The organism is Xanthomonas sp. NCPPB 1132, assembly GCF_056629235.1.
The window spans coordinates 2,589,374-2,607,342 of sequence record NZ_CM152819.1 but is presented as its reverse complement, the minus strand read 5'-3'; the positions used below and the strand labels follow the sequence as shown (position 1 = coordinate 2,607,342).

17 protein-coding genes and 1 riboswitch are annotated in these 17,969 nt (G+C 70.2%); of the genes, 9 read left to right on the top strand and 8 right to left on the bottom strand.

The window, feature by feature from the left end; all coding sequences use genetic code 11:
- Window positions 1-34: 34 nt before the first annotated feature.
- The 7 genes from AC1G9L_RS11045 (at window position 35) to AC1G9L_RS11015 (ending at window position 6,226) form a co-directional block, all read left to right on the top strand.
- Window positions 35-2,014, top strand: a complete 1,980-nt coding sequence (locus tag AC1G9L_RS11045; RefSeq protein WP_481069043.1) for a heme lyase CcmF/NrfE family subunit — start codon at window positions 35-37, stop codon at window positions 2,012-2,014.
- A complete protein-coding gene (locus AC1G9L_RS11040) occupies window positions 2,011-2,553 on the top strand; it encodes a DsbE family thiol:disulfide interchange protein (protein ID WP_481069041.1) in 543 nt (180 codons plus the stop codon). The genes AC1G9L_RS11045 and AC1G9L_RS11040 overlap by 4 nt, the downstream gene beginning before the upstream one ends.
- Window positions 2,550-3,026 (top strand): cytochrome c-type biogenesis protein, encoded by a 477-nt coding sequence (locus AC1G9L_RS11035; protein WP_481069039.1) that lies wholly within the window; start codon window positions 2,550-2,552, stop codon window positions 3,024-3,026. The genes AC1G9L_RS11040 and AC1G9L_RS11035 overlap by 4 nt, the downstream gene beginning before the upstream one ends.
- Window positions 3,026-3,673 (top strand): tetratricopeptide repeat protein, encoded by a 648-nt coding sequence (locus tag AC1G9L_RS11030; protein ID WP_481069037.1) that lies wholly within the window; start codon window positions 3,026-3,028, stop codon window positions 3,671-3,673. The genes AC1G9L_RS11035 and AC1G9L_RS11030 overlap by 1 nt, the downstream gene beginning before the upstream one ends.
- A gap of 272 nt (window positions 3,674-3,945) precedes the next feature.
- The gene (locus AC1G9L_RS11025; protein ID WP_481069035.1) at window positions 3,946-4,284 is read left to right on the top strand and encodes a DUF3649 domain-containing protein; all 339 of its coding nucleotides are present in this window, start codon (window positions 3,946-3,948) and stop codon (window positions 4,282-4,284) included.
- Window positions 4,281-5,897, top strand: a complete 1,617-nt coding sequence (locus AC1G9L_RS11020; protein WP_481069033.1) for a PepSY-associated TM helix domain-containing protein — start codon at window positions 4,281-4,283, stop codon at window positions 5,895-5,897. The genes AC1G9L_RS11025 and AC1G9L_RS11020 overlap by 4 nt, the downstream gene beginning before the upstream one ends.
- Window positions 5,894-6,226 (top strand): DUF3325 domain-containing protein, encoded by a 333-nt coding sequence (locus AC1G9L_RS11015; RefSeq protein ID WP_481069031.1) that lies wholly within the window; start codon window positions 5,894-5,896, stop codon window positions 6,224-6,226. Before AC1G9L_RS11020 ends, AC1G9L_RS11015 begins: the two co-directional genes overlap by 4 nt.
- A gap of 41 nt (window positions 6,227-6,267) precedes the next feature.
- Here the strand turns inward: AC1G9L_RS11015 and AC1G9L_RS11010 are convergent, their stop codons facing one another.
- The 5 genes from AC1G9L_RS11010 to AC1G9L_RS10990 all read right to left on the bottom strand — a co-directional run bounded on the left by AC1G9L_RS11010 (window position 6,268) and on the right by AC1G9L_RS10990 (window position 10,316).
- Window positions 6,268-6,591 (bottom strand): DUF190 domain-containing protein, encoded by a 324-nt coding sequence (locus AC1G9L_RS11010; protein ID WP_019801485.1) that lies wholly within the window; start codon window positions 6,589-6,591, stop codon window positions 6,268-6,270.
- Between the two features lie 14 nt (window positions 6,592-6,605).
- On the bottom strand, window positions 6,606-6,995 hold the full coding sequence (gene crcB / locus AC1G9L_RS11005) for a fluoride efflux transporter CrcB (RefSeq protein ID WP_019801484.1): 390 nt from the start codon (window positions 6,993-6,995) through the stop codon (window positions 6,606-6,608).
- The gene (locus AC1G9L_RS11000) at window positions 6,992-7,399 is read right to left on the bottom strand and encodes a hypothetical protein (protein ID WP_481069028.1); all 408 of its coding nucleotides are present in this window, start codon (window positions 7,397-7,399) and stop codon (window positions 6,992-6,994) included. Before AC1G9L_RS11000 ends, crcB begins: the two co-directional genes overlap by 4 nt.
- Entirely contained in the window at window positions 7,396-8,736 is a 1,341-nt protein-coding gene (locus AC1G9L_RS10995) for a chloride channel protein (RefSeq protein WP_019801482.1), read from the bottom strand. The genes AC1G9L_RS11000 and AC1G9L_RS10995 overlap by 4 nt, the downstream gene beginning before the upstream one ends.
- An 80-nt stretch (window positions 8,737-8,816) precedes the next feature.
- A riboswitch (Fluoride riboswitch) is annotated at window positions 8,817-8,887 on the bottom strand.
- A 58-nt stretch (window positions 8,888-8,945) separates the two neighbouring features.
- Window positions 8,946-10,316 carry an AAA family ATPase gene (locus AC1G9L_RS10990; RefSeq protein WP_019801481.1) on the bottom strand — a complete coding sequence of 457 codons (1,371 nt, stop codon included), beginning with the start codon at window positions 10,314-10,316 and terminating at the stop codon, window positions 8,946-8,948.
- Between the two features lie 104 nt (window positions 10,317-10,420).
- On the opposite strand from AC1G9L_RS10990, the gene dmeF reads away from it, so the two are divergent.
- Window positions 10,421-11,524 carry a CDF family Co(II)/Ni(II) efflux transporter DmeF gene (dmeF, locus tag AC1G9L_RS10985; protein WP_481069026.1) on the top strand — a complete coding sequence of 368 codons (1,104 nt, stop codon included), beginning with the start codon at window positions 10,421-10,423 and terminating at the stop codon, window positions 11,522-11,524.
- Window positions 11,525-11,570: 46 nt separating this feature from the next.
- On the opposite strand, the gene lolA is transcribed toward dmeF, so the two are convergent.
- From lolA to AC1G9L_RS10970, 3 genes are all read right to left on the bottom strand, one after another.
- On the bottom strand, window positions 11,571-12,197 hold the full coding sequence (gene lolA / locus AC1G9L_RS10980; RefSeq protein ID WP_010341718.1) for an outer membrane lipoprotein periplasmic chaperone LolA: 627 nt from the start codon (window positions 12,195-12,197) through the stop codon (window positions 11,571-11,573).
- Window positions 12,198-12,281: 84 nt separating this feature from the next.
- On the bottom strand, window positions 12,282-14,234 hold the full coding sequence (locus AC1G9L_RS10975; protein ID WP_244170794.1) for a DUF3857 domain-containing transglutaminase family protein: 1,953 nt from the start codon (window positions 14,232-14,234) through the stop codon (window positions 12,282-12,284).
- A 47-nt stretch (window positions 14,235-14,281) separates the two neighbouring features.
- Entirely contained in the window at window positions 14,282-16,639 is a 2,358-nt protein-coding gene (locus AC1G9L_RS10970) for a DNA translocase FtsK (RefSeq protein ID WP_010341721.1), read from the bottom strand.
- A gap of 287 nt (window positions 16,640-16,926) precedes the next feature.
- Between AC1G9L_RS10970 and trxB the strand changes: the two genes are divergently transcribed.
- A complete protein-coding gene (gene trxB, locus AC1G9L_RS10965; protein WP_010341722.1) occupies window positions 16,927-17,895 on the top strand; it encodes a thioredoxin-disulfide reductase in 969 nt (322 codons plus the stop codon).
- Window positions 17,896-17,969 lie beyond the last annotated feature (74 nt).

Sequence of the window (17,969 nt, the reverse complement as noted above, 5' to 3'; positions counted from 1 at the left end):
CGATCGCGTCCCGCCGCATCGGGAGCGCCGCGCCATGAGCGCCGAACTCGGCCAGTGCGCGCTGATCCTGGCCTTGCTGCTGGCACTGGTGCAGGGCGTGCTGCCGCTGCTCGGCGCCTGGCGCGGCCAGCGCGCCTGGATGGCGGTGGCGCGGCCGGCCGCCTACGCCCAGGCCGGCTTCGCCTGGCTGGCCTTCGGCCTGCTCGGCTATGTGTTGCTGCAGCTGGATTTCTCGGTGCGCTACGTCGCCGCCAACGCCAACCTGGCGCAGCCCTGGTATTACCGGCTGGCCGCGGTGTGGGGCGCGCACGAAGGCTCGCTGCTGCTGTGGATCGCCATCCTCAACCTGTGGACGGTGGCGCTGGCGCGCAGCGGCCGGCACTTGCCGGAAGCGTTCGCCGCGCGCGTGCTCGGCGTGCTCGGGCTGATCTCCAGCGGCTTCCTGGCCTTCGTCCTGTTCACCTCCAATCCCTTCGTGCGGCTCTCACCGATGCCGCGCGACGGCAGCGAACTCAACCCGGTGCTGCAGGACCCGGGCATGGTGCTGCATCCGCCGGTGCTGTACACCGGCTACGTCGGCTTCTCGGTGGCCTTCGCCTTCGCCATCGCCGCCTTGCTCGGCGGCGAACAGCAGCAGGCCTGGGTACGCTGGGCGCGGCCGTGGACCAACGTCGCCTGGGGCTTCCTCAGCGCCGGCATCGTCGCCGGCAGCTGGTGGGCCTACGCCGAGTTGGGCTGGGGCGGCTGGTGGTTCTGGGACCCGGTGGAGAACGCCAGCTTCATGCCGTGGCTGGTGGGCGCCGCGCTGATCCACACCCAGGCGGTCACCGATAAGCGTGGCGCGCTCGGCGCCTGGACCCTGCTGCTGTCGATCCTGGCGTTCTCGCTGTCGTTGCTGGGCACCTTCCTGGTGCGCTCGGGCGTGCTGACCTCGGTGCACGCCTTCGCCGCCGACCCGCGTCGCGGCCTGTACATCCTCGGCTTCCTGGTACTGGTGGTCGGCGGCTCGCTGCTGCTGTACGCACTGCGCGCGCCACGTCTGGCCGCGGGCAAGCCGTTCGCCGCGCTGTCGCGGGAGACCGCGATCCTGGTCGGCAACCTGATGCTCAGCGTGGCCGCGGCGATGGTGCTGCTGGGCACGCTGTTCCCGCTGCTCGGCGATGCGCTGCGGTTGGGCAAGATTTCGGTGGGGCCGCCCTACTTCGGCCTGCTGTTCCCGTTGCTGATGTTGCCGGTGGTCTTGCTGTTGCCGTTCGGCCCCTACCTGCGCTGGGGACGCACTGAACCCGGCGCACTGCGCGCGGTGGCCGCCCGCGCCGGGCTGGCCGCGCTCGGCTGCGCGCTGCTGGCATGGCTGTTGAGCGCGGGCACGCTGCGTGCGGTGGCCGGCGTCGCCGCCGCGGCCTGGGTCGGCGTCGGCACCGCCCTGTATGCGCTGACCCGCTGGCGCAGCGCGCCGCGTGGCCGCCGCTTCCCCGCCGAGCTGGCCGGCATGCTGCTCGCGCATGCCGGGGTTGCGGTGTTCGTGGCCGGCGTGCTGCTGTCGGAAAGCCTGTCGGTTGAACGCGACGTGCGCCTGGATCCCGGCCAGAGCGCGCAGATCGGCGCGCACAGCTTTCGCTTCGATGGCGTGCAGTTGATCGATGGCCCCAACTGGAAGGCCGAACAAGGCACGGTGAGCGTGCTGCGCGACGGCGCCGTCGTGGCGGTACTGCACCCGCAGAAGCGTCTGTACAGCAGCGAGCGGATACAGACCGAGGCGGCCATTGACGCCGGTGTGCTGCGCGATCTGTACGTCGCCCTGGGCGAGCCGGTCGACGACCAGCACATCGAGTACGGCTGGACCCTGCGCCTGTACGACAAGCCCTTCATCCGCTGGATCTGGGCCGGCGGCCTGCTGATGATGCTCGGCGGTTTCGTCAGCGCCGGCGCGCGCCGCTTGCGTGCGCAGCCGGCTGCGGCGAGCGCTACCGCGCCGGCCGCGCCGGCCGCGCTCGCCGGAGCCGCGCCATGAGCCGGCTGCTGCCGCTGGCCGCGTTCGTGCTGCTGGCCGCGCTGTTCGGGTTCGGGCTGTGGTGGAGCCGCAGCCACGACCCGCGCGAGGTGCCATCGCCGCTGCTGGGCAAGCCGGTGCCGGCGTTCGCGCTGCCGCACCTGGACCGCCCGGACCTGCGCAGCGGCAGCGAGGCGCTGCGCGGCCGCCCGTATCTGCTCAACGTGTTCGGCAGCTGGTGCATGGCATGCAGCGAGGAGCATCCGCTGCTGATGGCGCAGGCCCGGCACCTGGGCGTGATCCTGGTCGGCTACGCCTACCGCGACGAGCCGCACGACACCGCCGCCTGGCTGGCGCAGCGCGGCAATCCGTATGCGCTGGTGCTGGTGGACGCCGACGGCCAGCGCGCCATCGACCTGGGCGTGTACGGCGCCCCGGAAACCTTCCTGATCGATGCCGACGGCGTGGTCCGCTACAAGCACGTCGGCGTGCTGACGCCGCAGGTGCTGGCCGACGAAGTGCGCCCAGCGATTGCCGCGCTCGGCGGAGCGCGGCGATGAGCGTCCTCGTCGCACGGACGCCCCGGCGCATGCTGTGGTGGCGGTTGCTGATGCTGCTGTGGGTGATAGGCGGCGCAGTGCCGGCCTTCGCCCAGGCGGTTGACCCGTTACCCTTCAAGGACCATGCGCAGGAGCAGCGCTTCCAGCAATTGACCGCGCAATTGCGCTGCCTGGTCTGCCAGAACGAGAACCTGGCCGATTCCGACGCCACCCTTGCGCGCGACCTGCGCCACCAGGTGTTCGCGCAACTGCAGGCCGGGCGCAGCGATGCGCAGATCAAGCAGTACATGGTCGATCGCTACTCCGCCTTCGTGCTGTACGACCCGCCGCTGGCGCCGGGCACCTGGCTGCTGTGGTTCGGTCCGGCGCTGTTGCTGCTGAGCGGCGCCGGCGTGATCGTGGCGACGCTGCGCCAGCGCCGTCGCGCCATCGGCGCCGCGACGGCGGAAGCGGACGCGGAGGACGCCTGGTGATGCCCGGCTTTGTCCTGGCCGCCGCCGCGATGCTGAGCATCGCCCTGTTCGCGGTGCTGCGCCCGTTGCTCATGCACCGGAGCGGCGCCCGCGCGCAGCGCGGTATGACGCTGCTGCTTGCGCTGCTCCTGCCATCGCTCGGCGCCGGCCTCTACTGGCACGTCGGCACACCGACGGCCCTGGCCGGTGTGCCGCTGCAGCCGCTGCCGCCGTCCGCCGCGGATCCGAACGTCCAAGGGCTGCAGGACATGTTGCAGCAGGCCTGGGACGCCCAGCAGGCGAAGCGCCCGCAGGACGCGCAGCGCGCCTACGCGCAGGCCCTGCGCCTGGACCCGGACAACGTCGAGGCATTGCTCGGTTGGGCGGAGACCGACATGGCACAACACGCGGATCTGGCCGTCGGCCGCGCCGCCCGCGACATGCTCGACCGGGTCCTGGCGCAGCAACCGGACAACCAGCGGGCGCTGTGGATGCGCGGCATCGCCGCCTTCCAACAGCAGCGCTACGCCGACGCGGCCGGCGACTGGCGCCACCTGTCGACCCTGCTGCCCGCCGCGTCGCCGCTGCGCGAGGCGGTGGCGCAGAAAATTGCTGCCGCCGACGCGATGAAGGCCAATCGCGCGCCTGTGCACGCACCGCGGCGCTGACGCGATCGCAACAACGGTGATGGACGGCGATTCGCTCAGACGGCCTGGTCCAGCAGGTTCTTCAGCGCATCCGCAGCGAACAGCTTGGACGACGCGATCTGACACGCCACGCGGCGCACCGTGGCAGCCGCTCCAACTACACGACGCTCCAGGTGGTGAAGTCCCGCATTTGCGCCAAAGATAGGAATGCGTATCATTAACTGACATCTCAGCCACCGCCGCCACGCGCTGTCCTCCGCTGCCCAGCCGGTGCTTCCTCCCAACGGGCCTGCATGTCTTCTTCTTCCGCTTCGCTCCGCACCCCTGATGCCCCGGCCACGCCGCGGCGCCGCACCGTGCCGCCCTGGCTGGGCGTGCTGGTACGCACCCTGGCCGCCATCGTCGGCGGCTACGCGCTGGCCGCGGCCACCGCAGTGCTGCTGCCGCTGCTGTGGCCGTCGTTGCGTGCGCAGGCGGTGCTGAGCGGCATGATGCTCGGCATCCTGGTCTGCGCCTGCACCGCGCTGTGGGCGTTCGCCGCGCGCAGCGCCGGGCGCGCCTGGCTGGGCATCGCGGCATTGCTGGCACCGATGGCGCTGGCCATCGTCTGGCTGCAGCAGCACGCGCCATGAAGCAGGGATTCCGCCAATCGATGGCCTGGCTGCACACCTGGAGCGGCCTGCTGGTGTCCTGGGTGCTGCTGCTGATCTTCATGGCCGGCACCGCCAGCTATTTCCGCAACGAGATCAGCCGCTGGATGCGTCCGGAGCTGCCGGCCGCACAACCGGGCACCGACGTGGTCGCCGCACGCGCGGTGGCGCTGCTGCAGCGCGAGGCGCCGCAGTCGCCGCAATGGTTCGTGTCGCTGGCCAACCCGCGCGCGCCGTTCACCGACCTGTTCTGGCTCAACCCGCCGCCGGCCGACGGCACCCGCCAGAGCCGCAAGGAGATGTTCGGCAACGCCCTGCTCGACCCGGTCAGCGGCGAGGCCAGCGAGACCCGTGACACCCGCGGCGGCGATTTCTTCTACCGCCTGCACTTCGACCTGCACTACATCCCGGCGCTGTGGGCGCGCTACATCGTCGGCTTCTGCGCGATGTTCATGCTGGTGGCGATCATCAGCGGCGTGATCACCCACAAGAAGATCTTCAAGGACTTCTTCACCTTCCGCCCGGCCAAGGGCCAGCGCTCGTGGCTGGACTTCCACAACGCCAGCGCGGTGCTCGCCCTGCCCTACCACGCGATGATCACCTACACCGGGCTGGTCACGCTGATGCTGATGTACCTGCCCTGGGGCATCAAAACGGCCTATCCCGATGCGGAGCAGGCCTTCTATGCCGAGGCCTTCCAGGAGCCGCAGAACCTGCGCGAGGCCAGCGGCACGCCCGGGCACATGCTGCCGATCGCGCAACTGCTGGACGTGGCGCGCCGCGAATGGGGCGCGCAGGCGCCGATCGCCGGCTTCACCGTGTACAACGCCGGCGACGCCGCCGCGGCCATCCAGATCCGCCAGGGCGACGGCCAGCGGCTGGGCTACACCACGCCCTCGCTGTTGCTGGACGCGGCCAGCGGCCAGATCCTCGGCCGCAGCGGCGCACTGGGCGCCGCCGCGGCAACCCGCAGCACTCTGTACGGCCTGCACCTGGCGCACTTCGCCGGCCCCTGGCTGCGCTGGCTGTTCTTCGGCTGCGGCCTGCTCGGCTGCCTGATGGTGGCCAGCGGCGCGATCCTGTGGGCGGTCAAGGAGCGGCCCAAGCACGCCAAGGCCGGCCGCATCGGCCTGGGCCTGCGCCTGGTCGATGCGCTCAACATCGGTACCGTGGCCGGGCTGCCGATCGCCTTCGCCGCCTATTTCTGGGGCAACCGGCTATTGCCGCTGCAGCTGGAGGCACGTCCGGAGCGCGAAGCGGCGGTGTTCTTCCTGGCCTGGGTCGCGGCCCTGCTCGCCGCGCAGGTGTGGCCGAAGCGCGCCATGTGGGCCTGGCAACTGTATGCAGGGGCGGCGCTGTTCGGCTTGCTGCCGCTGCTCAACGCCATGACCACCAATGCGCACCTGGGCGTGAGTCTGCTGGCCGGCGACTGGGCGTTGGCCGGGTTCGACCTGGTCTGCCTGTTCCTCGGCCTGGCCCTGGCGCTGGCCGCGCGGCGCATGCAGCGCTGGCAACCGCCACTGTCGGCGGCCGAACGCCGCGCCCGCGAACGCGGCGGATCGGCCAAGCCGGTCCTGGCCACGGAGGGCGCATGACCGTGCTCGGCCTGTGCCTGGCCTTCTCCGGTTTCGTCGCGCTGTGCCTGGGCATGGAGAAACACCAGCTTGAGCTTTACGGCGCACAGCGCGCATCCGCGCCGCGCCTGCGGCAACTGCAGGCCGCCGGCTGGCCGTTGCTCGGCGCGGCGTTCGCCTGCTGCGTGGCCGCGCGCGGCTGGGGCATCGGCCCGGTGCTGTGGGTGGGCTCGCTCAGCGCCAGCGCGGCGCTGCTGACCCTGGGCCTGCTGCCGTACCGGCCGCGGCTGATCGTGCCGCTGGCGCTGCTGGCGCCGCCGCTGGGCGTGGGCGCCGCCCTGCTGGGCTGATCTCGACCATGCACCGCCGACGGTGATGCGCCGCAGGTCGTTTAGGCGGCGGCCTTACCCACGCGTCCATACTCGACCGGCACTTTCACGTAGCTCAGATCGAGCTCTTCCTCTGCCAAGGCCTGCATCAGCCGCTGGCAGGCGGCCTCATCCACCGACACGGTGACCGCGAGTGGCTGTTCGGCCAGCTCGAAAAAGTGCGTGGCATGCAGGTGGCCGCCGTGATCGAAGCCTTCGAGCCCGCCGACCACCGTGCCGCCGCAGGCGCCATGCGCCTTGGCGAACTGCAGCAACCATTCGCCGAGCGGCGCATGTCGGTGCCGCCGTTCCTGTTCGGTGAAGAACGTCAGTTGATAGCCTTGCATCGTCCTCGCCTCGCTCATGCATTTCGGACCAGTGAGATGGTGAACATGCCCAGCAACGTCATCAGCAGCGAGCCGCCCACATGCATCGCCAGCATTGCCGCCGACCAGCCCAGACGGCCGTCGCGCAACAGCAGTAACAGTTCGGCCGAGAACGTCGAGAACGTCGACAACCCCCCGGCCAGCCCGGTGATCACGAACAGGCGCCACGCCGGCGACAGCGTCGGCATCGCCGCGAAGAAGGCGATGCCGGCCCCGACGATGTAGGCCGCGATCAGGTTGGACGCCAGCGTTCCCATCGGGATCTGTGGCACCACGCCGTTCATCGCCAGGCTCAACGCGTAGCGCGCCAAGGCGCCGATCATCGCGCCGATCCCGATCGCGACAATGGTCTGGAGCGTGTTCATGGGGCGGCACCCTGGGCGCGAAAGGCGGAGTGAGAGCCCCCATTGTGCGCAAGCGGCAGTTCGCAGAGGAAGAGCACCGCGTGGACCTTGCGCAACTCCTCGGCATGGTCGGCCACAAAATCGCGCAGGCGCTGCTCGGTGTCCAGCAGTTCCAGGCAATGCGGATGGCGCATGCCGTTCAACTCCGGATGCCGATGCGACAGGCCAGCGCCGGGCAGATAGCCGCGCTCGACCGGATGCAGCATCGCCTGGGCAATGCGGCTGCGGCGCGCCATCGCCAGCAGGTGGTCGGCGAGCGCCGGCGCGGTCAGCCGGTGCCAGAAGCGCGTGGATCGCCCGGTCTTGGTGGAGAACGGAAAATACAGGCGCAAGGCCACCAGTTGCGCGGGAAGCGGCCGGCTCACGGCAGCCGCTCGGCGTCGACGTCCACCGCCGTGTGCTGCACGGGCAGCGGCCGGCGCCGCAACGGCCGCAGGTCGGCGATGCGCAGCGCCTCCGGCATCGGCCCTGCGGCGCGGCGATGCTTACCGTGCCCGAGGCGTTGTGCGTGATAGATGCCGGTGTGGCCCGAAAACAGGAACGCGGTGACGCAGCCGATCGCCGCCAGCGGTCCGATATCGGCCCCGAACAGTTCCATCGCCATCAATGTGGTGGCGATCGGCGTGTTGGCTGCCCCCGCGAAGACCGCCACGAAGCCGATGCCGGCAAGCAAGGGGAACGGCAGATGCAGCAGCGGCGCCAGCGCGTTGCCGAGGGTCGCGCCGATGTAGAACAAGGGCGTCACTTCCCCACCCTTGAACCCGCTGCCCAGCGAGGCGACGGTGAACGCGAACTTGCCCAGGAAATCCCACGGCGCCATCGGCTGGCGAAAGGACCGCACGATGTCGGGGATGCCCAGCCCGACATAGCGGTAGGCATCCAGCGCCCACGCGGCCGTGGCGATCACGATGCCGCCAAGGGCCGGTCGCAGGGGCGCATAGGCGACCGTCCGCTTGACCAGTCCACCGACGTGGTGCGTCGCGGTCGCGAACAGCATGCCGACCAGCCCGAACACGATGCCCGCGGCGACCACGGCCGTCACGCTGGCGGCGCTCACCGGCACGACCTGGCCGATCGCATAGGCGGTGTGCTGGATGCCCCAGGCGCGGCACACCTGGTCGGCGACGATCGCGGCGACGACGCAAGGGAACAGCGCGTCGTAGCGCATACGACCGATTGCCAGCACTTCCAGGCCGAACACCGCGCCCGCCAGTGGCGTGCCGAACACCGAGGCGAAACCGGCGCTCATGCCGGCCATCAACAGCATGCGCCGGTCCGGACGCTGCAGACGCAGCACATGGGTGAGCTGGTCCGCCAAGGCCCCGCCCATCTGCACCGCCGTCCCTTCACGGCCCACCGATGCGCCGAACACGTGCGACACCACCGTGCCGCCCAGCACCAGCGGCACCATCCGCAGCGGCACGACCTTCTTCGGATCGTGGATCTCGTCGATGATGAGGTTGTTGCCGCCATCGACCGCCTTGCCGAGCAGGTGGTAGACCAGGCCGACGCCGAATCCGGCAACGGGCAGCAACCAGATCGCCCAGCGATGCGCTTCGCGCCAGGCCGTGGCGCCGTCGAGCGAGAACAGGAACAGCGCCGACGCACTGCCTGCCAGCGTGCCGACGATCAGGGCAATCACCAACCATTTGCCCAGGTAGGGCAGCAATTCGAACTGTTCCAGGCGTTGCAACTTGGGCATCGGTCCTCTCCTCCGCCACGGATTGGGCCGACCGGAGCGAGGGATGCGGACGCGCGCGCCTACAGCCCCGACCTGGTCGGGCGACTGTAGGCGTCATCAACCACGCCGAGCGCGTGGTGGTTAGAGGAGGAACGCCATCTCCTGCCGCGAGTATGCGGGGCGTTGCGCGCGGGTGTCCAGCGGCATCGCGCGCCGCGGTTAGGTGGCCGTCAGCCGCGCCGCCCGGCCTTGTCAGCCCGCGCCTGCTCGCGCGCGGCGCGCAGGCGGTCCAGCTTGTCCTTGAGCTTGATCTCCAGGCCGCGCTCCACCGGCCGGTAGTAAACCCGCTCGCCCATCGCATCGGGGAAGCCGGTCTGGTCCAGGGCGATGCCGCCCTCGGCGTCGTGGTCGTACTGGTAGTCGGCGCCGTAGCCCAGCGTCTTCATCAGCTTGGTCGGCGCGTTGCGCAGGTGCAGCGGCACCTCCTGGGTGCCGGTCTCGCGCACTTCGGCCTTGGCCTGGTTGAACGCGGCATAGCCGGCGTTGGACTTGGCGGTGCTGGCCAGGTACAGCACCAATTGCGCGAAGGCCAGCTCGCCTTCGGGGCTGCCCAGGCGCTCGTAGATGTCCCAGGCTTCCAGCGCCATCGACTGCGCGCGCGGGTCGGCCAGGCCGATGTCCTCGATCGCCATGCGGGTCAGGCGCCGCGCCAGGTAGGACGGATCGCAGCCGCCGTCGAGCATGCGCGTGAGCCAGTACAGCGCCGCGTCCGGATTGGAGCTGCGCACCGACTTGTGCAACGCCGAGATCTGGTCGTAGAACTGCTCGCCGCCCTTGTCGAAGCGGCGGGTGCGGTCGGCCAGCACCTGCTGCAAGGTGTGCGCGGTGATCTCACCGCCCTCGTCCTGTGCAAGCTCGGCGGCGATCTCCAGCAGGGTCAGCGCGCGCCGCACGTCGCCATCGGCGGCGCCGGCGATCTCCAGCAGCGCCGCGTCGGAGACCTGCAGCTGCTCGGCGCCGAGGCCGCGTTCGGGATCGTGCAGCGCCCGCTGCAGCGCCTCGGCGATGTCCTGCGGCGACACCGCCTCCAGCACGTGCACGCGGCAGCGCGACAGCAGCGCCGAATTCAGTTCGAACGAGGGATTCTCGGTGGTGGCGCCGACGAACAGGATGGTGCCGCGCTCGATGTGCGGCAGGAACGCGTCCTGCTGCGCCTTGTTGAAGCGATGCACCTCGTCGACGAACAGCACCGTGCGGCGCCCGTCGGCGAAACGCTGCGCGGCCTCGGCCAGCACCCCCCGCACCTCCGGCAGGCCGGACAGCACCGCCGAGATCGCCTTGAACTCGGCCTCGGCGTACTGCGCCAGCAGCAGCGCCAGGGTGGTCTTGCCGCAGCCCGGCGGCCCCCACAGGATCATCGAGTGCACCCGGCCGGACGCCACCGCGCGGCGCAGCGCACTGGTCGGCGCCAGCAGGCGCTTCTGCCCGACCATCTCGTCGAGCGTGCGCGGGCGCATGCGCTCGGCCAGCGGGCGCATGGCCTCGCGGTCCACGCTCAGCAGGTCGGGGGCATCGGAAGCGAAGGGTCTGCGTTTGGCCATGCGCCCATTCTATCGCCGTGACCCGCGGACGCCGTGCCGCAGGCCTGCGCGACACCGACGCCAGCGCTAGAATCGCGGCGCCTCCGCTGCCCGGCCACCCCGCCATGAGCCACCACGACACCCTGGACGCGTTCACCCATCAGCACGACTTCCTCGGCACGCGCCACGAGCGCAATGCGCGCCGCACCTGGTCGGTGGTGGCGCTGACCGCCGCGATGATGTTCGTGGAGATCGTCGCCGGCTGGTGGACCGGCTCGATGGCGCTGCTGGCCGATGGCCTGCACATGGCCACCCATGCCGGCGCGCTGTCGCTGGCCGGCTTTGCCTACTGGTTCGCGCGCCGACACCGGCACAACCCGCGCTTCACCTTCGGCACCGGCAAGGTCGGCGACCTGGCGGGCTTTTCCAGTGCGCTGATCCTGGCGCTGATCGCCCTGGGCATCGGCGTGGAGTCGGCACTGCGCCTGGCGCAGCCGGTGCACATCGCCTACGACGAGGCGCTGTGGATCGCGGCGCTGGGGCTGCTGGTGAACCTGCTCAGCGCCTGGATGCTCGGCGCCGATCACCACCACGATCATGGCCATGGCCATGGGCACGGGCACGGGCATCATCATGACCACGCCGATGCCGCGCACCGGCATGACGACCACGCGCACCACGATGGGCATGATCACGATCACGATCACGATCACGCGCACGGTCACGGCCATCACCATCCTCACGATCACCACGGGCATGCGCACGCCCATGCCGCGCCCGCGCACAGCCACGATCGCCACGCGCACGCCGACCACAACCTGCGCTCGGCCTACATGCACGTGCTGGCCGACGCGCTGACCTCGGTGATGGCGATCGTCGCCCTGTTGCTGGCCAAGTACCTGGGCTGGACCTGGACCGATGCGTTGATGGGCATCGTCGGCGCCATCGTCATCGCACGCTGGTCGTTGGCGCTGCTGCGCGACACCGGCGCGGTGCTGCTCGACGCCTCGGCGCCGGCGGCGCTGCAGGCGCAGATCCGCGACCGCCTGCAGCAGGACGACGAGCGCATCGCCGACCTGCACGTGTGGCGGGTCGGCCCCGGCCAGCACGCGGCGATCGTGTCGCTGGTGACGCACAAGCCGCGGCCGGCGGCGTTCTACCACGCACGCCTGCAGGGCGTGGTCACGCTGGGCCACGTCAGCATCGAAGTGCAGACCTGCCCGGACTGACCGGGCAAACCGCCGCGCACCGACAACGTGCGCGGCGGCAGCCGGCTCAGCGATCGCCGACCACGTCCACGTCCTTGTCCGGGACGTAGCGGAAGGTGCCGGTGGCGAAGGCCGGATTGCGCTTCCAGTCGCTGAAGCTGATCTCGGTGCGCTGGCCGACCGGGTCGACCACTTCCATGCGCGCCAGGCCATTGCGGTCGAAGCCGAGCTTGGCCATCTGGAAGCTGGCCTCGGTGTCCACCTTCGGGGTCATGGTCAGCCACTGCAGCCCGTCGCGGGCCACGGCCTCCTCGCTGACGTCGTACTGGCGGTCGAGCTTGCCCGGGTCGATCAGCGCGGTCAGCGGGCTGTTCTGCTCCTCGCTGCCCTGCGCGCGCACCGTGGCCTGCTTCAGGTCCGGGTCGTACACCCACACCTTGCTGCCGTCGGCGACGATCAGCTGGGTATAGGGCTTGCGGTATTCCCAGCGGAACAGGCGCGGCGCCGACAGCGCGACGCGACCGCTGGAGCTTTCCTTCAGCGTGCCCTTGCCGTCGTAGACCTTCTGCGCGAACTGGCCGTCCAGGCCCTTCAGCCCGCGGGTGAAGGCGGTGAGGTCCTCGCGGGCGCCGGCGAAGGCGGAGCCGGCCAGCAGCGCGGTGGCGAGGACGGTGTAACGGAGTGTGCGAAGCATGCGGATGGATTTCCGGATGGAGTGTGGGAAGTGTGACGCGGCGCGCCTGAATAGGCGATCAGAGGGTGGACTGCCGCACCGCGGCTACGGCCCGGTCTGCATCCGGCGCAGGTCGCCGTACAGGATCTGCCCGCGGAAGCCGCGCCGCACCTGCTGATACAGCTCGCGGAAAGCGGCGTAGTCCTGCGGCTGGCACAGCGCCGCCGGGCCGTGGATCGCGCGCCGGTGCAGCGTGTGCGTGGCGGTCACGGTCTGTCCGTCGCGCACCCAGGTGGCGGCGTACTCGCCGGCGGCGTTGCGGAAATGGGTGTCGGCCGGGATCGCGATGATCGGCACGCTGTCCGGGAAGGTCAGCCGGTAGGTCTCGCTGCGCGCGTTGTCGTTGCAGTAGAACGGGGTCAGATTGCGCTCGGCCGAGGCGGTGCTGTAGACCCCGCGCACCGAGTCGGCGCCCGGCATCAGCGGCAGGCTCATGCCGCCGACCACGCCGAAGTCCACATAGTCGTGGGCGCGGAAGCGGTAGGCGTAGCCGAACGGCCGGCTCAGGTCCTGCGGTGCCCCCTGCAGCAGCAGCTCGCCGCTGCCGTCGAAGCCGGAGGCGGCGACGATCGACTCCTCGATGCGGGTGCGGTTCTGCGCATTGAGCTGCACGAACATGGTGCGCAGGCCGATCTCGCCGACGTCGCCGCTGTCCAGGCGGGTGATGCCGCTGACGCTGCCATCGGCGGCGAAACGGTAGTCGGTCTCGGCCAGGTAGCGGTTGACCTTGGCGTCGTCCGGCGGCGTGCGCGCCACGGTGCCGTCGGCGGTATGCAGCACCGGCACGCCGAGGTCGCCGGCCGGCAACTGGCCGAAGCGCGCATAGGGGCTGGTCGAGTCCACGTACAGCTTGAATTCGGGCAGATAGGTGATGGCGTGGTTGAACCGGCCCAGCACCGGCACCTCGGGCAGGGTCGGCCCGCCCTGCGCACCGAGCAGCACCGGCGTGCTGGCGATGCCCTTGGCCGCCAGCAGCGCTTCCAGCACCACGGTGTGGTCCTTGCAGTCGCCGTAGTGGTTGTCGAGGATGCTGTCGGCGCTGTTCGGCTGCAGCCCGCCGTTGCCCAGGTACACCGCCACGTAGCGGATATTGCGCGCCACCCACTCGTACAGCGCGGCGGCCTGCGCGCGGCGGTCGCCGATGCCGGCGGTGATCTGCTCGGCGCGGGCGCGCACCTTGGGCGTGACCTGCGCGGCAGCGGCGCTGCTGTGCTGGTAGGCCTGGGCCATCTGCGACCAGCGGCGGAAGCTGCTGGCCATGATGGTCGGGCTGAATTCCCAGGTGGCCGCCGACCAGTTCTGGCTCTTCATCGGTTCGCGGCGGCTGTAGCGCCATTCCCAGCGGGCCTGTTCGCCGTCGATCGTCGGCGTGTTGCTGCCCTGCACGCCGCGGGTGTACAGGTGCATCTGCAGGCGTCGCGGCGCCACCAGGGTCACCGTGGCGTCGTCGTACTGGGAGAACACGCTGAAGGTCTCCCACAGGCTGAAGTAACCGGGGAAGTACGGCACGTTCTGGGTGCGGCGCACCCGGTACACCAGGCGCGCGCCGGGCATCAGGTTGGGGAACACCACCACCTTGACCTTGCGGTCGGCGTACATCGCCGCCGTCGCGCTGGAATAGCTCTCCTGGGTGTAGATCTTGTCGGCCGGCACGTCGTGGCGCAGCCCGTCCGGGGTCAGCGTGTAGGCGGCCAGCACCTCCAGCGTCTCCAGCTTCTCGCTGTAGCCCAGCCGCACCTGGCTGAACTGGTCGACGCCGGCCTTGGTCTTGAGCAGCAGTTCGTACTCGTCGGTCTCCACGCTGGTGGCGTCCTCGCGTACCTCGTAGTCGGCGCGGTAGCGCACGTAGCTGTAGTTGTTGCTGACCACCGGTGCGGCCGCGGTGGCCGTGGCCTGGTCGTTGTCGCGGTGCGTGGCCGGTGCCGGCTGCGCGGCGGCGGCGCCGGCCAGCGCCAGCAGCGCCGAGCCGAGCAGCCAGCGCGCGGCGCGCAGCGGCATAGGTCCTCGCAGGCGCCGGCCATGGCCGGCGAATGGCGCGGAGCGCCTCACTTCGGCGGCGGCGGCGCCAGCACGCTGCGGTCGCCGTTGTGTTCGGGCGGGCTGACCACGCCGGCGGCTTCCATCGCCTCGATCAGCCGCGCGGCGCGGTTGTAGCCGATCTTCAGCCGCCGCTGCACGCCGGAGATCGAGGCGCGGCGGGTTTCGGTGACGATGCGCAGGGCCTCGTCGTACAGCGGGTCGGATTCGTCGCCGCCACCGCCGCCGGCTTCCGGCAGGCCGGTGGCGCCGATCACGGTGCCGTCGCCCATGGTCTGCACTTCGTCCAGCACGCCCTCGATGTAGTCAGCCGGGCCGCTGGCCTTGAGGTGCTCGACCACCCGGTGCACTTCCTCGTCGCTGACGAAGGCGCCGTGCACGCGGTCCGGCATCGCCGTGCCGGGCGGCAGGTACAGCATGTCGCCGTGGCCGAGCAGGGTCTCGGCGCCGGACTGGTCGAGGATGGTGCGCGAATCGATCTTGGAGCTGACCTGGAACGCGATGCGGGTCGGGATGTTGGCCTTGATCAGGCCGGTGATCACGTCCACCGACGGGCGCTGGGTGGCCAGGATCAGGTGGATGCCGGCGGCGCGGGCCTTCTGCGCCAGACGCGCGATCAGCTCTTCGACCTTCTTGCCGACGATCATCATCATGTCGGCGAATTCGTCGATGAAGATGACGATGAACGGCAGCGTGTCCAGCGGCCGCGGCGCCTCGGCCAGGTCCGGGTTGGGCTTGAACAGCGGGTCCATCAGCGGCTGCCCGGCGTCCTGCGCGTCCTTGACCTTCTTGTTGAAGCCGGCCAGGTTGCGCACGCCGACCGCGCTCATCAGCTTGTAGCGGCGCTCCATTTCCGCCACGCACCAGCGCAGGCCGTTGGCGGCCTCCTTCATATCGGTGACCACCGGCGCCAGCAGGTGCGGGATGCCCTGGTAGACGCTCAGTTCGAGCATCTTCGGGTCGATCATCAGCATCCGCAGGTCCTTGGCCGAGGCCTTGTACAGCAGGCTCAGCACCATCGCGTTGACCGCCACCGACTTGCCCGAGCCGGTGGTACCGGCGACCAGCAGGTGCGGCATGCGCGCCAGGTCGGCCACAGTCGGGCGCCCGGCGATGTCCTTGCCCAGGGCCAGGGTCAGCGGGCTGGCCGACTTGTCGTATTCCTTGGAGCGCAGCAGCTCGCTGAGATAGATCATCTCGCGGCTGACGTTGGGGATCTCCAGGCCGATCACCGACTTGCCCGGGATCACGTCGACCACGCGCACCGACTTCACCGACAGGCCGCGGGCAATGTCCTTGTCCAGCGAGCTGATCTGGCTGACCTTGATGCCCGGCGCCGGCTCGATCTCGAAGCGGGTGATCACCGGGCCCGGATAGGCCCCGACCACCTGCGCCTCGATGCGGAAGTCCTTGAGCTTGAACTCGATCTGCCGCGACAGGGTTTCCAGGGTCTCCTCGGAATAGCCCTTGGCCTGCGGCTTGGGATCGTCAAGCAGGGCCAGCGGCGGCACGCCGGACGGGTCGCTGCCGGTGCCGTGGAACAGCGGGATCTGCTGCTCACGCTTGGCGCGCTCGCTCTTCTCCACCACCGGCGCCGGCGGCGGCTCGATCTTGACCGGCTCGCGCTTGGCGCGCTGCACCGCGTCGACCTTGCGCACTTCCTCACGTTCCTCGCGCATGGCGCGGGTCTGCTGCCATTCGTTGGCCTGCTGGGTGCCGCGGCGGGCCAGCGCCGGCAAGGTCATCACCACCTTGCCGATGCGCTCCATCACCGCGAACCAGGACAGCCCGGTGGCCAGGGTCACCGACACCAGCAGCAGTACCAGCACGAACAGATTGGCGCCGAGCGCGCCGAAGCCCGCGCCCAACGAATTGCCGACCAGCTTGCCGAGGATGCCGCCGGCGCCGGCCACGTCGCCGGCGAACAGGCGCAGGTGCAGCAGCCCGGTGGCGGCGATCAAAAAGCCGACGATGCCGACCAGGCGCAGCGCCGGGCCGAGGTCGGCCTCGCCGTCGCCGTCCTGGTCCATGCCGAACAGCGCGATCCAGGAGATCGCGCCGATCACCACCGGCAGCAGGAAGGCCACGTAGCCGAACAGTTGCAGCAGCACGTCGGCGATCCAGGCGCCGAACTTGCCGCCCATGTTGTGCACCGGCGCGACCACACTGCCGGTGTGCGACCAGCCCGGATCGGTCGCCGAGTACGTGGCCAGGCTGGCCAGCAGGTACAGCAACAGCGGCGCGATCGCGATCAGCGCCAGATCGCGCCACAGCTTCTGCCGGCGTGGGTTGGGCGCGGCGCCCTGCTTGCGTGCCGCCGCATTGGCGCCCTGGGATTTGCCGCGTTCCGGAACCTGCTTCGCCACGCTATGACCAGACCTTAGAAATGCATCGTTAGTGATTGATAATAAACGACTCGCCCTCGCATTTCAGCAGGCGCTACCTGAATCGTCCGGTCTCGCGTCGCTGTGCCGCGGCGGCGCCTGCTGGCAGCATGCACTGGCGCGCCGCGGAGGCCGTCGGTCGCGACGGGCCGCAGCGTTTCCGCCACGCGGCTTGATTCGTTCCAGGCCGGCCGCCACTCTATGCGCCTTCGCCGGAACCCGCGCAATGCCGCGTTTCCGCCGCCATTTCACCCTGTTCGCGAGTATACATGAGCCCCTCTGCCGCCAATTCCGCCAAGCATTCCCGCCTGCTGATCCTGGGTTCCGGCCCGGCCGGCTGGACCGCCGCGGTCTACGCCGCGCGCGCCAACCTCAAGCCGGTGGTGATCACCGGCCTGCAGCAGGGCGGCCAGCTGATGACCACCACCGAGGTCGACAACTGGCCCGGCGACCCGCACGGCCTGATGGGCCCGGACCTGATGGCGCGCATGCAGGCGCATGCCGAGCGCTTCGAGACCGAGGTGATCTTCGACCACATCCACACCGCCGACCTGTCGCAGCGCCCGTTCCGGCTCAGCGGCGACAGCGGCGACTACACCTGCGACGCGCTGATCATCGCCACCGGCGCCACCGCCAAGTACCTGGGCATTCCCTCGGAAGAGGCGTTCAAGGGCCGCGGCGTGTCCGCCTGCGCCACCTGCGACGGCTTCTTCTACAAGGACCAGGACGTGGTCGTGGTCGGCGGCGGCAACACCGCCGTGGAAGAGGCGCTGTACCTGTCCAACATCGCCCGCAAGGTCTACCTGGTGCATCGCCGCGACACCCTGCGCGCGGAAAAGATCATGCAGGACAAGCTGTTCGCCAAGGTCGCCGCCGGCAAGATCGAGACCGTCTGGCATCACCAGGTGGACGAGGTGCTGGGCAACGAGGCCGGCGTCACCGGCGTGCGGGTCAAGTCGGTGCAGGACGGCAGCACCCGCGACCTGGAGGCGCACGGCTTCTTCGTCGCCATCGGCCATCACCCGAACACCCAGTTGTTCGACGGCCAGTTGGCCATGCACAACGGCTACCTGGAGATCCGCTCCGGCCTCGGCGGCGCCGCCACCGAGACCTCGGTGCCGGGCGTGTTCGCCGCCGGCGACGTCGCCGACCAGCACTACCGCCAGGCGATCACCTCGGCCGGCTTCGGCTGCATGGCCGCGCTGGATGCCGAGCGTTACCTGGACAAGGGTGCCTGAGTCCATTCTCGACCTGAGCTGCCGGCGCATGGCCGGCAGTCGGCGCGCGCCCGCAAGCGCGCGCGCCGACACAA